This window comes from Marinomonas rhizomae (assembly GCF_024397855.1).
GTDB lineage: Bacteria > Pseudomonadota > Gammaproteobacteria > Pseudomonadales > Marinomonadaceae > Marinomonas > Marinomonas rhizomae_A.
Window position 1 is genome coordinate 3,632,997 of the sequence record NZ_CP073343.1, and the last position, 17,337, is coordinate 3,650,333.

Here is a 17,337-nt window from a genome sequence, read left to right on the forward strand (position 1 = left end):
CTGGTATTTATTAATCAGTACTCATAACTAAATAAAGTCATCGCTACCAAAATCATCAAAGCCGCCCATATCGTCGAACCCTCCTTGATCAAAGCCGCCTGAATCAATATCGCTTTGATCCATATTGGCTTGGTCGAATCCGGCCTGCCCAAAGCCTCGGTTAGGATCTAAACCATCACTTGATTGATCAAAACCTGCCTGACCGAATCCACTTTGGTCTGCGCTACCGCTATCGGCAAAGCTGTCCTGCCCAGCATCTGATGCAGGTCCAATATCAGAAGCCGCAGGTGTTTCGTTAATAACATTGGCCATGTCTGCTTCGGAGTGATGGCTAAACATGTTCATCAACATATTACCAACCACCATACCACCAGCCACACCAGCAGCGGTTTGCAAGGCGCCACCTAAAAAGCTACCAGCACCGGAACGACCTCGACCAACACTTTGCGATTGACTGTCAGCTTGATTCCTTGATTGTTGCCCTCTTGTCTGTTGGTTGCTTGATTGACCAAAGCTTTGTTGAGAGCCATTACCTCTCCCCCAACCTGAACCTTGTTGAACAGATCCTTGAGAAGAAGCCTGCTCGCCACCAAATAGCCCAGATAAGAAACCGCCAGAACTAGGCTTAGCTGATACATTACGCTCCAGTTCTTCAACACGAGCATTTAACTGCTTTAACGCAGCCTCTTGCATAATAATCGTTTGCGCCATGTAGTAAGGCGCTGCGGGATTCGCCACGAGATGTTTATTAATCTGTGCTTCTGCTGCTTTGTCTCGCTCACCAGTGTTTTTCTCTGCCGTATTAATACGCTCAAACAAACTATCAATTAAACCGTTTGCGTCGTTACTCATGTTCTTGTCTCCAACTAAAAATAGTCAGCAGGCAAATGAAAAAAAAGGGGCCTGCAATCTCTTAATGATAAGGCTAGGGAATGCGCGAACAAGTGATTAAAGAGTCAGGAAAAAGGAAACAAGGCTTGGAGGAAGATTGAGATTTTTACTTAATTGGATTATCTAAAGAACAACAACAAAAAAACGCCAGATCAAGCGAGCTTGATCTGGCGTTTTTTAATGTCAGTAACCTAGTTGCTGAGCTTAGAGCTCTTCGTCGCTTTCTAGGTTTTCTAGATCTTCATCTTGCTCATCAGTCGCATCACGTTTTGTGCGTTGTGCTGGTGCGGCTAGAATTTCAAGATAGAACTCAGTCCATTCTTGGCTTTCAGCAAAGCTAATTTTTTCATTAATTTGAGCGACATGAATCTCTTCAGCAAGCGCTTCATTTTGACCAAAGCGGCAATCAAATCCCCAAAAATCAGCGTATTCTGGCAATTTTTTATTGCGCTCTCTTTTTAGATACTTCTTAACTTCGTTCTTTGTTGCTTCAATTAAACGTGGGTATTTGATGGTTGGATGAGATAGTTTAAATGTCTTTTTCATTGGGATCCTAAAGGATTAAAAGTCAGGAGAAGTTATTGCATACTCCAAATTGCCGAGCATGATAACGGATCGACTTATTTGTCGCCATGAATAAGTCGATAAAATCTCTGCTACGCCAATTATTCTGCCGTATAAGATCGCAACAAACGATGAATAAAAGCCAACTTCTCCCGCACCGCTGGAACCAAGACAAAAGGATACAAATCCGGTTGTCCCATGCCACGGTTCAAGTTGTTTACAGCAAACGTTAACGGCACATATTGCGTTAGAATATCGTCGAAATTATCGTGTCGATATGGGTCGATATTCACCATCACTGCGAGGTTCTGGCGATTCCCCCCTGCGGGCTGAAGACTCAAACCAAAATCGCTTGCCATCTCTAAAGTATCGACAATATGCAGATAATGCGCCCATGTTTCTGCCCAATCTTCCCAAGGATGAGAAGAAGCGTACACACTCACAAAGGATTGCTGCCAATCTGGATTGGGCGCTTTGTAATGCGCTTCTAATGCATCTGCATAACTAACCGTTTCATCACCAAAAACAGATCGAAAGTCAGCCAAAACCTGCTCATCATCAAACACCAACCAATCCCAATAATAATGGCCAATTTCATGACGAAAATGACCAATGACTGTCCTATAGGATTCTTGCATGTCTTCGCGCATTTGCTCACGGTCAACCGAGTTGCCTTCTGCGGCATTAATCGTCACCTGTCCAGAAGCGTGGCCTGTCATTGCGCTCACATCTTCTGGCACCACGTTATTTTCAGAAATAAAATCAAACGATAAACCGTCTTCTGGTTCTGTTTTTTTACTCACTAAAGGCAAGCCAAGGCGCAGCAGAGAATACACCAAGCGATGCTTAGCAAACTCCAGTTGTTGCCATGCCTGACGTTCTTCAATTTTCTCTAAATTCGGAATATGGCGGTTCAATTCACAAGCCATACAAAACGTACTGCCGCCTTCTTCCACCATCCAGTTACAGACTTGGTGCTGATGGTTTTCACAGTAATACCAACGCTTTGCGGGAATGGATTTGTCAGCCATAGCATACCAAGCATTATCAACTGATTTTAGCGCACTAATCACCAACTGATCAGGCAAAAAACCCAACGAAGAGGAACATTGCTCACAGTGAGTATTTTCGAATAACACCGTTTGTCCGCATTGCTGGCAGCTAAAAATTTTCATAAAACTCCTGCTATTAAAAAATTGTCTATAATTGCGTCCTGCTAGGATCATAGTTTACAGTACGGCAAATCACCTACTCTTATACTCACTAAATACAACTATTGAGACGACACATTGCTGAAGAAAAATAACAAGAGCTTCACAACTATTTCAGACGTTGCGAAATACGCCAAAGTGGGTAAGACCAGTGTTTCACGTTACCTCAATGGGGAACAAGACAAATTATCAGATGAGCTACGAGAAAAAATTGCGCAAGCCATCACTCACCTAGATTTTCGTCCTAACCATTCGGCCCGAATGCTCAGAGCGGGACACTCAAAACTCATCGGTCTGTTACTCGCGGATGTGACTAACCCCTATTCCATCGATGTACTGCAAGGGATTGAACATATTTGCCGTCGCGAAGGCTACATGTTGATGGTCTGTAATACTGACAACAAAGAAGATTTACAGGACAGCTATTTATCCTTACTCGAAGCTCACCGAGTCGATGGCATCATAGTCAACACTGCTGGCATGGCACAAAAACAAGTAAACAATTTAAAACGTCTATCTTGCCCTTTGGTATTGGTTGATAGAATCAATACGTCTTTAGGGTTCGATACTATCGGACTCGACAACGAAGCCGCCGCAAACGATGCGTGCGAGCACTTACAAGCCAACGCTTACGAATCCATCTTGGTGGTGACCGAATCCATCGCGATTGATCCTCGCCAAGCAAGGGTCGATGCGATCCAAGCCTTCATAAAAGAAAACGACAACATTACGTGCGATGTCATTGAAATTGAAAAGATGAGCGTTAGTTTGTTAGTCAAGGTCATTGAAGACTTCATCGCCGCTCACCCAAAGCGCAAAAAAGCCATATTCACCACCAATGGTGTCGCTATGATGAGTACCGCGAAAGCCTTGAAACAGTTAGACATTCGTATCGGCTCGCAAATAGGCTTAATCAGCATAGACGACCCAGAATGGGCTCAATTGTTCGAAGGCGGTATTACCGTCATGCGCCAGCCAACGCAACTCATAGGTCAAACCGCTTGCGAGCGATTGCTTGCTAGAGTTCAAGGCAACAACGAAGCCCCACAGCACATAAAGCTCAAAGCCGAACTCGTTATTCGTCATTCCACCTAGCGCCTTTACAAAAAAACATTTAAATAAAAATTATATGATTAAAAAACAACCATATATTTTTTTAAAAGCAATTCACAAACCCTATTCATGGAATCGATTCCATGATACTTTCATCGAATACTATTTGACCTCCATAAACACAAAAACCTCAGGGGCAATCTACATGCAAAATAATCAATCACATTCTTTTGTCACACTTGGCGAAGCCATGGCTATGTTTGTGGCCAAAACGCCAGGCCAACTTGCTGACATTGAAGAATTCCACCGCTCTTTAGCTGGGGCGGAAGTTAACGTCGCTATCGGTATGGCTCGCTTAGGTTTTGAAGCCTGCTACATTAGCAAAGTCGGTAAAGACAGCTTTGGTCAATTTATTCGTCAAGCAATTAGCAATGAGAATATTCACACAGACCGGATTTCTGAAAGCGCTAATCACGCTACTGGTTTTATGCTGAAATCCAACGTAACCGACGGCAGCGACCCTAAGGTAGAATACTTCCGCAAAAACTCTGCCGCTTCCACATTAAGCGCTACAGACATAGACGAAAATTTATTCAAAGCGGGTTCCCATTTACATCTAACTGGCATCTCGATAGCAGTATCTAGCTCAATGCGTGAGGCGACAAAACACGCCTTAAACCTAGCCAAAGAGCGAGGCTGCAGTGTGTCTTTTGACACAAATTTACGACCAACTTTATGGCCTGATGAAGCCACTATGATTGCGAATATTAATGAATTTGCCTTTTCCAGCGACATCGTTTTGCCGGGTATAGAAGAAGGCAAAATCCTCGCGGGTAGTGATCAACCAGAAGTGATTGCCGACTTTTATCTGCAGCAAGGCGTCAAAACAGTTATCGTTAAACTAGGTAGCAAAGGCGCATTCTTCAAAACCAGTACTGGTGAATCAGGAACGGTTGCAGGCTTCCCAGTGGAAAAAGTGGTCGATACAGTGGGTGCTGGCGATAGCTTTGCTGTTGGTGTAATTTCAGCATTACTCGATGGAAAAACCATGGAGCAAGCTGCTCGTCGCGGAAACCTGCTCGGCTCTTTAACTGTGCAAGTTCGTGGTGACAGTGAAGGTTTACCAACTCGTGCGCGCCTCAATAGTTTAGAAAAATAATTAAGAGAAAAGCGACCTATACGAAGACAGCCAAAAGGGAGTAACGAGATGAAGAAAAAGGTCATTTTATACCGAGACATTCCAGCAGAAGAGCGCCAGCGACTTGAAGCACAGTATGACGTGACCTTCTTTAATAATATCAATGAAGATAACAAAGATGCCTTCATAGCTGCCCTTGCTGACACGGAAGGCTTAATAGGCACCAGCACTAAAATGGGTGCAGAGCTATTGAGCCTTGCACCTAGGCTCAAAGCCGCATCGACGATTTCCGTTGGCACAGATCTATATGATTTGAATTACCTCACCGAGCGTGGCATTCCCTTAATGCACACGCCAGGCGTATTAGACGAAACCACCGCCGATACTATGTTTACGCTGATCATGTGTACTGCAAGACGTGCTGTTGAATTATCTAACATGGTGCGAGAAGGTCGCTGGAACAGTAACATAGGTGAGTCGCTTTACGGCACTGATGTACACGGAAAAACCCTTGGTATTATTGGCATGGGCCGCATAGGTTATGCCATCGCTAAACGCGGACATTTTGGTTTTAACATGAAGATCCAGTACAGCAACCGCAGTCGCAAACCAGACGCCGAGCAAGATCTAAACGCTACTTACATGGACATGGAAGAACTACTCAAAACATCCGATTTTGTTTGCGTGATGACGCCATTAACCGCGGAAACTGAACGATTAATCGGCGCAAAAGAATTCGCTATGATGAAGCCAAATGCCATTTTCATTAATGGGTCTCGTGGCAAAGTTATTGATGAAGCAGCGCTTATCGACGCTCTCAGTAAACGCACCATTCGCGCTGCGGGTTTAGATGTCTTTGAAGTCGAACCTTTACCTGGCGACTCACCGCTTTGCAAACTGGACAATGCGGTGCTTTTCCCACACATAGGATCAGCAACGGCAGAAACACGTCTTGCTATGATTACCTGTGCAGTCGACAACCTGATCAATGCACTCAATGGTGATATCTCGCAGAACTGCGCCAATCAACATTTGTTAAGTAGATAGCCTTTTGGCTATCTACAGCCCCATACCTACTCTATTTCTCCTTCTAAGAACAATAACTTGACCCAAGTCAGCAGCCATAAAAATGACTAATGCTACTCTTTCACTTATGGAAACCACTATAGTCGAGAGGGATAAAATGTCTAACTTACCGGTATTTAAAAACGAAAAAGATCATCTTTATTTGCCATTTATGAGCAGCTTCTATAATGCCTTCGCTCAACCATTTGGCTGGGCGCTGTTCCGCATTATTATCGGCGGCATGCTGGTTGTGGAAGGCTGGCCAAAAATCATTGCTCCTTTTGCTCAAGTGGGCTTTGTGGAAAACTTAGGCTTTTATCCAGGTTGGCTTTGGTCACCCATGTTAGCTGGCATGCAGTTCTTTGGTGGTATGTTCATTGCCGTGGGATTAATCACCCGACCAATCGCAATCGCGAACGCGGTTATGTTGGCCATTACGTTATGGTTCCATGCTGCTCACCCTTATGGCGACGCTTTATTAACTCAAGCTGGTATAGACGCACTAAACGCTGGAAGTGACTTCTTCACACAAAATGGTATAAAACGTTTGGCTGATGGCGGTGGCGCGTTTCTTTCTTCTGTACAACTAAAAGCAGAACTGGCTTCTATCTTCTGGACTGCTGGCGCCCTATTACTTGCCGCGTTTGGCGGGGGCTATTTCTCGCTAGACCGCCTGTTTAAGAAACAGTTCTAAGGCTTTATTCCATAAAAAAGGAAGAGATGTATACCACCTCTTCCTTTCATTAACTCTTATTCTGTCTTTCTAAATAAAAAACTAAAGCACAACCATCTTGTCTTTTAGTTCAGAAAAGCCAAGCTCATCTAAACTCTTAGATACGTGATTAAAGAACGTCGATTCTTTATCGCCATCCCCGCAATGATGTAACATCACTAAGGTACGATTAACCACCCCAATCAAGTTCCCCTTCAATACAGTTATTAGGGGTTCACTCAATGTCATATCCGTATCAAGCGCGCGAACCAAAAGGTCGTATTTATTCAACCGACATTCTACATACGGTTTACAAAGGTCCCAGCGTTCAGCATCAATGAGAAGCTCATCCAGTGAAGAAAATACCTTCTCAGCCAATGACTTGTCGATTTGAGAGTAGCGCTCGAATGTAGCAATAGCATCATCGCAATCTAGCGCTCGGCAAATAGAGACATAATCGCGAAAAAAATCAAAGCTCTTTGTTTCTTCGAACAAGCGTAGCGCTTCATTTTTCCTCACTTCTAAATGGATTTTGGCCTCAGGCAGTTTATTCCCAAGAGCAGCCCATTCAGACAAACAATAAGACGCACGAATGCCACTTAATGAAATATCTTCAGCTAAGGCATGATCGAAGAAATACTCGTATTGGACTAGAGCTTCCGAGTATTTTTCTTTTTTTGCTAATTCTCTTGCTTGGGTAAGAACGTCCCTAATATCACTACTCATTTAATTTACTTATGTTGAGTCTCAAAATTGTATTTGAACCTCTTACAGATTAATCTTGTTGCCCAGACGACTAAACTCTTTAGAAAGCCAAATATAAGTCACTTTACCAATAATATCAGACTCAGAAAAAGCCCCCCAATAGCGACTGTCATTACTGTTATCTCGCCAATCACCTAAGACAAATACTTGCCCTTCTGGCACCACAGTTTCGGACATAGACATAGAGACTTCGTTGCGTCTAAAGCGCTCATCAACTGAAGCAATAAGCTCGGGTTTACCGTTTAATATCACTTGGCCATTTTCAATAGCCACTCTATCATTCCCTAGGGCTACCACTCGTTGAGTAAACAAGGTTTGTCTGTTATTTGGATAACGAAACACCACGACATCACCCACGTTTAAAGACAAATCTTTTGTATCAACAGCAATGTAATCGCCAGGCTGAAGCGTCGGCATCATAGAACGGGAGGGAACCTGATAAAGCTCAAAACCCAACAAGGCACCACGAGACGAGATAAGCGTTTGACCAAGAAACAAGATCAAAGCCAGTATAATCAGGTAGCAATACCAGCGGTTATAAGGCTTCAGTTCGTAGGTTTTATTTGCCAAGGCAAGTCTCACAGCACTGAGCATGGCATACAAATAAAGGCACAGTAAAAAGGCTATGAAAAACCAAATACCATAGGCAGTTGAAAGCCAGCCAAGCTTACCAAATACAAATAACCCACCAAATTGTAGAAAAAACAGCCATAACCCTTTTTTCAAATTCCCTGCATACACATGTCCAAATCCCGGCGATAAGATCGACAACATCAAGGCCCAAATAGGGCTTCTTTTCTTTACGTTTTGCTTCCCTTCAATCATTAATAAAGCTCTTCTTTATCAGCTTATACTTTACCTGCGCCCCGTTATAAAACCGAACGAAATCGAGAAAAACGCGCGGCATCAATAATTGACCAAAGATGTAAAATTCCGCCAACTAACCACATAAAGAACAAAATCACCGTTGCCCCTAATGCATAGCTCACAAAGACGGTTACAAAAAAGAACAGCGCCATAAAGATACGTCCCTGCACCAACTGACCTAATCCAGGAATAAAAACATTACAAAGTGCAGCAATCACATTGCCACCTGAACCTTGACCAGACATAAGAGCTCCCATCATAAAACCACTAAAAAATTAAGAATAAGGACAAAACAGATAAATGAAAAGCAACTTCCATTACCAGCCATTACTAAAAATACGCTTTCTTATCCTGATAGGCTTGTTTGATGTGCTCTATCAATAGCCTCAACTTTTCCGGAAGGTATTTAGTAAAAGGGTAAATAGCGTAAACGCCCAGTTGCCGGGGTTGGTAATCCGGTAAAATGGTGACTAACTTGCCTTGCTGTAAATCTTCATACACACAGCAACGCGGCACATAGACGATTCCAAAACCCGCCAAGGCGGCCTTGCGTAATGCTTGGGCGTTATTCGTGGCGAAACTACCGCTGATGCGTACACTTTCTTCAATGTTGTTTCGAGTAAAGCGCCAATCAAACGAGCCTTGGGCTTGGTAGGTGTAAGCTAAGCAATTATGATCTTTCAGTGCTTCTAAGCTGCTGACGTCACCATGACGCTCGATGTAACTTGGCGAGCAACAGATTACCCAATTTGATTGAATCAAAGGCTTGGCAATTAGGCTTGAATCTTCCAACTTGCCGGTTCGAATCGCCAGATCTAATCCTTCGCCAACCAGATCCACAAAGTCATTTTCAAGGCGCATATCCACGGTAATATTCGGGTATTTTTGACAAAAATCCGCCACCGCTTCAGCCAATAACAATTCCCCAGAAATCGTCGGCACGGACATCTTTATCGTGCCTGTGAGCCCTTGACTAAACGCCGACACAGAAGCAATTGCGTCGCTCACTTGGCCTTCTATATTCTTGGCGTGAACATACAAACTCTCTCCTGCTTCGGTAAGGCTGAGCCGTCTTGTCGTTCGATGAATCAACTGTGCACCAAGGTCTTGTTCAAGCTTACTAATGCGCTTACTTAAGGCTGGTGTCGACAACCCGGCTTGCTGAGCCGCTTTATTAAACGACCCCGCATCGGCTACATTCACAAAAAGCGTTAAATCGGCTGCGTTCAATGTTGTGCCCTTTTAATTAAGACGTTTTTAGAAATAGTTTATTAGTTTATGTCGTATTTATTATAAATAGAACTGAGACTATAGTGAATGAACAAAATAAAAGGAGCAGAATCCATGCGTCTCAAAGACTGCCACAACTTCCAAGACTTTCGCACCCTAGCCAAAAAACGCCTACCAAGTCCGATCTTCAATTACATTGATGGTGGTGCCGACGACGAGACAACTTACCGCCGCAACACGGCCGCATTTGAAACCTGCGACCTAGTGCCCAGCGTCCTGACTGGCGTAAAAGACGTGGACTTGTCAGTTACCGTTATGGGGCAAAAACTCGCCCTGCCAATATACTGTTCGCCTACTGCCTTACAGCGATTATTCCATCACGATGGTGAAAGAGCCGTCGCCAATGCCGCGGAAAAATACGGCACCATGTTTGGCGTATCATCTCTTGGCACAGTGAGCATGGAAGAAATCGCAAAGCAAACTACCACGCCTCAGGTCTATCAGTTTTACTTCCATAAAGACCGCGAACTGAACCGCGCCATGATGCAACGCGCCAAAGACGCAGGCGTGCAAGTGATGATGTTAACAGTCGATTCTATTACTGGCGGCAACCGAGAACGCGACCTTCGTACAGGATTCGCCATTCCTTTTAAATTGAACCTAAAAGGCATGCTGCAATTTGTCCTCAAACCCATGTGGGGCATTAACTACGTGACCCATGAGAAATTCCGTTTGCCGCAGCTCGACGAACATGTCGACATGGGATCAGGTGCAACTTCGATTGGCGACTACTTTACCAACATGCTCGACCCATCAATGAACTGGGACGACGTAGCGGAAATGGTGAAATTCTGGGACGGAGAGTTTTGCTTAAAAGGCATCATGAGCCGAGAAGACGCCCGCAAAGCGGTGGAAATTGGTTGCACTGGCGTGATTATTTCCAATCATGGCGGACGTCAACTTGATGGCTCGCGCAGCTCCTTTGACCAACTAGCAGAAATTGTTGATGAAGTGGGTGACGAAATAGACGTTATCTTCGACAGCGGCGTACAACGGGGCACACACGTACTCAAAGCTTTATCCCTAGGCGCCAAAGCCGTCGGCATCGGCCGTATGTACTTATACCCACTCGCCGCCGCTGGACAACCCGGCGTAGAACGCGCACTTGGACTCATGAAAGCCGAACTCGAACGAGACATGAAACTCATGGGCAAAACATCAATTGATCAACTAACAAAAGAGAACTTGCGGTTTAGGTCTTAGCCTTCGACATATTGGTTAATAGATTTGGCTCTGCAACGACTATCGTGGAGCTAATCTTGGATCAATAGAAAAGGCGACTCGTTGAGCAGTCTCCGTAAATTCTCGACATTTATGGTGTTTAGGATTTAGTAACGCATAAAAGTCACCCGATATAACACTGGGTACCAATAATACAAGGCTTTCAGCACTTTCTAGCCATTCCGCCCCCATATCGGCTAATTCTTGCGGAGCTGGATAATCTCTCCAATTGTCTGGTAAATCACTCTCTTGAAACGCCATGATCAGTTCTTCTGGAACATCGATGGACAACATCGCGAACTGATCCAAGGCTTTTGCATCCGTTAAATGCGCAACTGTTTCAAGTAGACAGACAGACTTTGATTCACCTAAATACACACAATCAAATCCTTTTGGGTTCCAGCGACCGCCATAAGTTCTTGCGCCATAACCATCAAACGCCGTATCAGCAAACTCCATTTTGCACAAACGATAGAGCTTCATTAGATGATTACCCCATGTTTAATTCTACCGATAAGGTCTATCACCGCTTCTTGCCCTAGCGGATATTTCGCGTAATCAGCAGGGCTTATGCCACCGAGCGCAATGGCTGGTGTATTAAGCCAGTTTTCGGCCTTTTGTTTGTCTTGATCAAACAAATTTAATGCGGCATCAATGATTCGAGCAGCATTATAAACTTTGACTGCAGAAGCCCCCGTCCATTTTGTACGCGCTTTAGTGTGGCGACTTAAAGTCCCTCTATCAACTCCTGCCGCTTTCAGCACGGTAGCCTGCTTGATCTGTGCCTGTTTAACAATGCGTCCAAGAAAAGCAAAGTCGAACCCTTCTGCTAATTGATTTGACGCACTCACTGGATCATTAGACAAAGCTAATGCAGGCAGAAGCCCTACTTTTTCTTTTTTACTGGGTTTAAAAGCTCGAATTGCCATAAAACCTCCAAATTATGATGCAGTTGCAACATTTATTGTAGCGTTTGCATCAAGATGCGCAAGTCACACTCCTTAAAAAAGTGCTATATCTCGCATTGAGAACCATTCGGATAATGTGAAATCATCGACTCTTGAGCGTTTTACTAACGCTCTGGGGAAAAAACTAGAAGTTCGCTTGGCGTGATTTTTTCATCAGCAAAGCAACAGAAAACCACCAACAACGCCACATAACATATTCGCGCCAGTGTCAAAGTGAGACATTGTTTGCAGCCTTTTGTCACACAGCTAAAACTACAACTCCCCCACTAAATCCCGCCATTGCTGACGATACAGGTTCAGCAGTGGTTTTATTTGTACGTCACACATAGCTAGGCTGAGGCGGCCTTTTAGCTTTAAGCTTTTGTTAGACAGCAAGGCCGCGCCGCCGGAGGTGCCGGTAACATCACGAGAGGCATAAATTTCATTTTGGCTGCGCATACAAGCCAATAAGGTGAGGAAATTAACATTATTGCTAAATGCGCCTTCGACGATAACGGTGTCGCTGCTGTCCATCAGATCCAGACAATAATCCGTCATCAAAGCCACGTACACATCCGCCAAAGCAGACTGCCGAGCAGGCGTTAATTCAATGCCTCGGTCAATAATACGCCCTTCGCAGTGGGCAAATGGCCCGCCGCCTTTGGCAAAGGCAGGAATAGCCAAAATACCGTTTTCTAAAATGAAGTTCACATCGCTCAAGGTCGCTTTGCTGTCACTGCGCAGCTGCTCCCACTCACGCCCGCCCATAAAGCGAATCGTCGGTGTAGCACGCCCGAGAGCGTCCACATTGGCGAGCATGTCTTTGTCTTCTTGTAGCGAATCCAGCTTACCGTTAATGGTGGCGATGACCGTCCAAGTACCGCTAGACACGACAGTGAGCTTTTCCATCGGTTGCCCGATATAAGGCACCAACGAAGCGTTGGAATCATGTATACCGTTGAAGATAACGCAACTCGGCGGCAAGCCCGTTTCTTTGGCTAAGTCTGGCAAAATGGTGCCCAGTTTTGCGCCCGTTTCCATGACTTCTGGAAAGCGCTCTGCCCACTGCTGTTGTTCACAAAAAGTAGAAAACTGACAGCTGGTCGGATTCCACAGATCGGTATGACAACCTAACGAGGTGACTTCAGCGGCTTTGTTTCCACTGAGTTTATAGCCCCAATATTGCGGATACAAGAGTAACGAATCGACTGTTGCGAACTCATCTGCAAAGCGTTTTTGCTGCCAGAACAATTGCGCACCTAAGTTCAAGCCTTGGGGCAATCTAGGACTAAAAGACTCACTAAAGTCTGGACGTGCCGCATCGTACTCTGCTTTTAGGTCAGACACGCCATCGTATTCATAATCCAGTATCGGCAAGGCAAGTTGGTCGCCCTTCATGCACGCAATGGTCGCGCCATGAGTGGTAATCGCAATGCTGGCAATAAAATAGCGCTGGGCTAAATCGGCAAGGGTGTCTTTGATCCATTGCCAAATAGAATCCACATCCACATGAGGATATGGCGGCGCGTCAACGACGCCATTAACACGTTTTTCAATATGCAATAACGCGCCAGTTTGCCCATCCATCTGGCAGATCTTAATGTTGGTTTTACCAATGTCTAACACTGCTACCACGCGTGTTTTATTAGGTTGCAACACATTAAAGCGAAACACTTCTTGCAGCGCATCAGCGACAGGTTCAAACGATGGGGTTTTGGTTTCCATGATGTCCGCCATGTATTCCCACCAACGCTGCATAACGGGATGGTCAGCTAAGGCTTGTGAATCCAGATCATCCGCATCAAAGGTGGCATACAATCGGTTTGCGTTTTGATCACTCTCATTAGCATCCAAGTGAATATAATAATTACGGATGCCATGTTGCTTAAGGTGCTCAGCAAGCTCTGGCCAGAGTTCATCATGACGTTTCTTGTATTCTTCTTCACAGCCTTTGTGTAAATACATTACTGAGGCATATCTCATAACGCTTTTGCCTTTTTGTTTTTATATAGAGTAATCAGTACTGGTAAACTCACAACAGTGATTAACATCACGCCAACGATAATCGTCATGACGATGCCTGGAATATTCAACAGCCCCATACCAAAGGTGACCAAACCCATTAGAATCACCGCCAACACCACACCAGCAATGCTTCCGCTACCGCCAAGGATGCTCACGCCCCCTAGAACCACCATGGTAATAATACTGAGTTCCCAACCCATGGCGATACTTGGGCGCGTGCTGCCCAAACGTGAAGTAAGCAGAATAGAGGCAACACCAGACATCACACCGACCAAGGTAAACAGGATCAAACGATGCTTATCCACCTTGATCCCCGAATAATAAGACGCCGTCGGATTATTACCAATCGCATAGGTGTAACGGCCAAACGTAGTGCGATGCAGCAACCAATAAAACACCAAAGCAAAGAAGGCAAACAACACCAGTTCAAACGAGAATACCCAATAAACATACCCCTGCCCAAAGAACTCAAAGCCATCTGGATAGTCACGTACAACTTGGTCGCCCAACAAGATATAACTGATACCACGAAATAAACTCATGGTACCGATTGTCACCACAATGGAGGGAATCTTGAAACGCGTCACCAAGACGCCATTAAACAGACCACAAGCCGCCCCCGCCAAAATACCAACAAATGCGACCGCATAAACGGGTGCGCCCATTTGTGCGACTAACCCCATCAAGGTACTGGAAAGCGAAATAATAGCTGCCACAGAAATATCAATTTCTTTGGCGATAATCAGCATCGCCATCGGCAAAGCGATTAAGGCTTTTTCGGTAAAGTTAAAGGTCGCATCCGATAGATTCCAAGGGTCTAAAAAATAAGGGGATAAATAAGAATTCATCACGCACACTAAAAAGACGATTAAGACCAAAAAACTTTCCCAGCGTAGCAAGCCCTGTAGTTTGCTGGTAAACATTGAATCTGGCGTTGCTGATTTTTTTATTGTTGTATCCATATGCGCCTCTAATTAGCTCGTATTTCGTCATTTGCATTGGGGTTACGTAAGATAATCCGCGCCTTATCTTTGCCAGATGTTGCATTGGCAATGACGGCGATAATAATCACCAAACCTGAAATCGCCATTTGCCAAAACGGTGAGACACCAATAATGGGCAAGGCGTTATTCACCACGCCGATAAACAAGGCACCAATCACACACCCCACCACAGTGCCCAAACCGCCAACGATACTCACACCACCAATCACGCACGCCGCGATTACTTGCAGTTCAAAGCCATTGGCTACATCCACATAGGCAACCGCAAAGCGCGATACCCACAAATATCCACATAAACCAGATAAGGTACCCGACACTAAAAAAGCATAAAACTGCACCTTACCCACGTTTACACCGGAGTAAAATGCGGCCATTGGGTTGCCGCCTGCCGAATAAAAGTTACGTCCCCAAACACTGAACTTCATTGCCCAGAAAAATAAGATAATGGCAGCGACGGCCATCCAGCCAAGCACAGGCATGGATAAAATTTCATAGCGGGGTAAGCCTATAAAAGACTCGCTCATTTGGTGAGAATTCACCCACGCACCGTCTGATAATAGAAACGTCGCGCCACGATAAATACTCATGGTACCAAGGGTAATCACAATAGAAGGCACTTTTAATAGCCAAACAAATAAGCCGTTAATCGCCCCTAACAAGGCGCCAATAAACAGCGATAAAAATATCAACAATGACATATGGAGCTCGGGGAAATATTGATTCACCATAGCGACAAACATGCCAGTAAAGGCCACGTTGGCCGCCACAGACAAATCAATACAACGCGTTAGAATGACCAACATTTGCCCCAGCGCTAGCATGATCAGAATTGAGGTATCATTAAAAATGCTGACACTGTTCGATAGACTAATAAAATCAGGGCTGATCACGCCAACACCAAAAAACATCGCCAGCACAATGATGCTGAGCACGCCTTCACGGGAGTAAATTAAACGTTTTAACATGTCACACTGCCTCCCGTCGCAAGCGAAACCACCTTCTCAGGCGTTGCGTCAGCACGTGATAATTCACCGACCATTAGACCTTCGTTCATCACCAAAATACGATCTGACATACCAAGAATTTCCGGTAACTCCGACGACACCATGATCACAGACAAGCCTGAATCCACCAGTTCAGACATAAACTCATGCACCGCCGCTTTCGACCCTATGTCGATGCCTTTGGTTGGCTCATCTAAAATAATGACTTTCGGGTTGGTGGCGAGCCATTTAGCGATAACGACTTTTTGTTGATTACCACCCGATAGGTTCATCACCTTTTCATTCCAACAAGACGCTTTAACCTGCAAACGCTCACAATATTGGCGAGCCAGTGCCATTTCGCCTTCTTGGTCGATTTGTCCGTGTTTCGCCAAACGCTCCATCTGTGGCAAACTAACGTTTTGATAAATAGGCAATTCCAACACGATACCTTGTTTCTGACGTTCTTCTGGCACATACACAATGCCGTTATCGATAGCCTCTTTGGGTGAGTGAATAATCACTTCTTTACCATTCATTTTGACAGAGCCTGTCACATGATCCGTAGTACCAAACAAAGCTTGCATCACTTCCGTTCTGCCAGACCCTACCAGACCATAAACACCAAGAATCTCGCCTTTTTTCAAACTAAAACTAATATTGGCGAACTCTGTTGTGTGACATAAGTTACTCACCTCTAATAGTGTCTCGCCAATTTCTACGTCTTTTTTCGGATAAGTGGCTTCGATGCTTCGCGCTACCATCATTTCCACTAACTTCGCCTCGTTGGTGTCTTTGATAAAACCTTCGCCCACAAAAGAACCATCACGGAACACGGTATAGCGATCTGCCAGAGTGAAAATCTCATCGAACTTGTGGGTAATAAAAAGTATCGCCTTACCTTGGCTTTTTAAGGTATTTACCAGTTCATAAAGCTCGTGAATTTCATGATGAGATAACGCCGCCGTGGGCTCATCTAAAATCACTACTTTGGCATCAACAGACAAAGCGCGAGCGATACCGACCATGTGTTTTTGGCCAATACTTAATTCGCGTAAGATTTGATTAGGGTTCATGTGAGCATTGATTGACGACAGAATTTCTTGTGACCTCGTCTCCATCGCAGGCCAATCAATGGAAAAGCGTTTAGTCAGCGGATAGTTCCCTAGAAAAATGTTTTCCGCCACCGTCAGATCATCAAACAACACGGTTTCTTGATGAATCGCAGTGATGCCTAAAGCATGAGAATCGTGAGGGGAATGAAACTGCACAGACTTGCCATTAAAAATAATTTCCCCACCATCCGGCTGATAAATGCCAGTCATGGTTTTTACTAGAGTCGATTTACCTGCGCCGTTTTCACCGATCAAAGCGGTCACTTGGCCAGGATAAAGATGAAGGTCGACACCATCCAGTGCTTTCACACCTGGAAAAACCTTACTCACCTTTTTTAGACTAAAAATTGCATTGTTCATAACGGCTGCTCTTATTGTTATTCATTATGAAATTATTGAACGAGTAAAACCCCACCCCCTCCCCTTCATAAGGGGAGGGAACAAAAACTCTTAGTGCCTCCTCATGCTAAGGGGGAGGTTGGGAAA

At 44.7% G+C, this 17,337-nt stretch carries 18 protein-coding genes; 5 read left to right on the forward strand and 13 right to left on the reverse strand.

Annotation, left to right across the window (positions count from 1 at the left end; translation table 11 throughout):
* Window positions 1-27 precede the first annotated feature (27 nt).
* From KDW99_RS17110 to KDW99_RS17120, 3 genes are all read right to left on the reverse strand, one after another.
* Window positions 28-852, reverse strand: a complete 825-nt coding sequence (locus KDW99_RS17110) for a DUF2076 domain-containing protein (protein WP_255826392.1) — start codon at window positions 850-852, stop codon at window positions 28-30.
* 243 nt (window positions 853-1,095) lie between these two features.
* Window positions 1,096-1,437 carry a DUF6172 family protein gene (locus tag KDW99_RS17115; protein ID WP_255826394.1) on the reverse strand — a complete coding sequence of 114 codons (342 nt, stop codon included), beginning with the start codon at window positions 1,435-1,437 and terminating at the stop codon, window positions 1,096-1,098.
* A 119-nt stretch (window positions 1,438-1,556) separates the two neighbouring features.
* Window positions 1,557-2,630: a zinc-binding metallopeptidase family protein gene (locus KDW99_RS17120; protein WP_255826396.1), complete on the reverse strand. Its 1,074-nt coding sequence runs from the start codon at window positions 2,628-2,630 to the stop codon at window positions 1,557-1,559.
* A gap of 114 nt (window positions 2,631-2,744) precedes the next feature.
* Between KDW99_RS17120 and KDW99_RS17125 the strand changes: the two genes are divergently transcribed.
* The 4 genes from KDW99_RS17125 to KDW99_RS17140 all read left to right on the forward strand — a co-directional run bounded on the left by KDW99_RS17125 (window position 2,745) and on the right by KDW99_RS17140 (window position 6,616).
* The gene (locus KDW99_RS17125; RefSeq protein ID WP_255826398.1) at window positions 2,745-3,761 is read left to right on the forward strand and encodes a LacI family DNA-binding transcriptional regulator; all 1,017 of its coding nucleotides are present in this window, start codon (window positions 2,745-2,747) and stop codon (window positions 3,759-3,761) included.
* 163 nt (window positions 3,762-3,924) lie between these two features.
* A complete protein-coding gene (locus tag KDW99_RS17130; protein WP_255826400.1) occupies window positions 3,925-4,878 on the forward strand; it encodes a sugar kinase in 954 nt (317 codons plus the stop codon).
* 48 nt (window positions 4,879-4,926) lie between these two features.
* The gene (locus KDW99_RS17135; protein ID WP_255826402.1) at window positions 4,927-5,904 is read left to right on the forward strand and encodes a 2-hydroxyacid dehydrogenase; all 978 of its coding nucleotides are present in this window, start codon (window positions 4,927-4,929) and stop codon (window positions 5,902-5,904) included.
* Between the two features lie 136 nt (window positions 5,905-6,040).
* Window positions 6,041-6,616 (forward strand): DoxX family protein, encoded by a 576-nt coding sequence (locus KDW99_RS17140; protein WP_255826404.1) that lies wholly within the window; start codon window positions 6,041-6,043, stop codon window positions 6,614-6,616.
* Between the two features lie 81 nt (window positions 6,617-6,697).
* Here the strand turns inward: KDW99_RS17140 and KDW99_RS17145 are convergent, their stop codons facing one another.
* The 4 genes from KDW99_RS17145 to KDW99_RS17160 all read right to left on the reverse strand — a co-directional run bounded on the left by KDW99_RS17145 (window position 6,698) and on the right by KDW99_RS17160 (window position 9,496).
* Window positions 6,698-7,360 (reverse strand): hypothetical protein, encoded by a 663-nt coding sequence (locus tag KDW99_RS17145; RefSeq protein ID WP_255826405.1) that lies wholly within the window; start codon window positions 7,358-7,360, stop codon window positions 6,698-6,700.
* Between the two features lie 42 nt (window positions 7,361-7,402).
* A complete protein-coding gene (lepB, locus tag KDW99_RS17150; RefSeq protein ID WP_255826407.1) occupies window positions 7,403-8,224 on the reverse strand; it encodes a signal peptidase I in 822 nt (273 codons plus the stop codon).
* 44 nt (window positions 8,225-8,268) lie between these two features.
* The gene (locus KDW99_RS17155; RefSeq protein WP_114411221.1) at window positions 8,269-8,511 is read right to left on the reverse strand and encodes a hypothetical protein; all 243 of its coding nucleotides are present in this window, start codon (window positions 8,509-8,511) and stop codon (window positions 8,269-8,271) included.
* 85 nt (window positions 8,512-8,596) lie between these two features.
* The gene (locus KDW99_RS17160; protein WP_255826410.1) at window positions 8,597-9,496 is read right to left on the reverse strand and encodes a LysR family transcriptional regulator; all 900 of its coding nucleotides are present in this window, start codon (window positions 9,494-9,496) and stop codon (window positions 8,597-8,599) included.
* A 114-nt stretch (window positions 9,497-9,610) separates the two neighbouring features.
* Here KDW99_RS17160 and KDW99_RS17165 point away from each other — a divergent pair, with 114 nt between their 5' ends.
* Entirely contained in the window at window positions 9,611-10,759 is a 1,149-nt protein-coding gene (locus KDW99_RS17165; RefSeq protein WP_113917879.1) for an alpha-hydroxy acid oxidase, read from the forward strand.
* Between the two features lie 39 nt (window positions 10,760-10,798).
* Here the strand turns inward: KDW99_RS17165 and KDW99_RS17170 are convergent, their stop codons facing one another.
* The 6 genes from KDW99_RS17170 to KDW99_RS17195 form a co-directional block, all read right to left on the reverse strand.
* Window positions 10,799-11,260, reverse strand: a complete 462-nt coding sequence (locus tag KDW99_RS17170) for an RES family NAD+ phosphorylase (RefSeq protein ID WP_255826414.1) — start codon at window positions 11,258-11,260, stop codon at window positions 10,799-10,801.
* Window positions 11,260-11,706: an antitoxin Xre/MbcA/ParS toxin-binding domain-containing protein gene (locus KDW99_RS17175; RefSeq protein WP_255826416.1), complete on the reverse strand. Its 447-nt coding sequence runs from the start codon at window positions 11,704-11,706 to the stop codon at window positions 11,260-11,262. Before KDW99_RS17175 ends, KDW99_RS17170 begins: the two co-directional genes overlap by 1 nt.
* A gap of 291 nt (window positions 11,707-11,997) precedes the next feature.
* Window positions 11,998-13,707: an L-rhamnose mutarotase gene (locus KDW99_RS17180; RefSeq protein WP_255826418.1), complete on the reverse strand. Its 1,710-nt coding sequence runs from the start codon at window positions 13,705-13,707 to the stop codon at window positions 11,998-12,000.
* A complete protein-coding gene (locus tag KDW99_RS17185; protein WP_255826420.1) occupies window positions 13,704-14,711 on the reverse strand; it encodes an ABC transporter permease in 1,008 nt (335 codons plus the stop codon). The genes KDW99_RS17180 and KDW99_RS17185 overlap by 4 nt, the downstream gene beginning before the upstream one ends.
* 8 nt (window positions 14,712-14,719) lie before the next feature.
* The gene (locus KDW99_RS17190) at window positions 14,720-15,718 is read right to left on the reverse strand and encodes an ABC transporter permease (RefSeq protein ID WP_255826422.1); all 999 of its coding nucleotides are present in this window, start codon (window positions 15,716-15,718) and stop codon (window positions 14,720-14,722) included.
* Window positions 15,712-17,211 carry a sugar ABC transporter ATP-binding protein gene (locus tag KDW99_RS17195; RefSeq protein ID WP_255826424.1) on the reverse strand — a complete coding sequence of 500 codons (1,500 nt, stop codon included), beginning with the start codon at window positions 17,209-17,211 and terminating at the stop codon, window positions 15,712-15,714. Before KDW99_RS17195 ends, KDW99_RS17190 begins: the two co-directional genes overlap by 7 nt.
* Window positions 17,212-17,337: the final 126 nt, after the last annotated feature.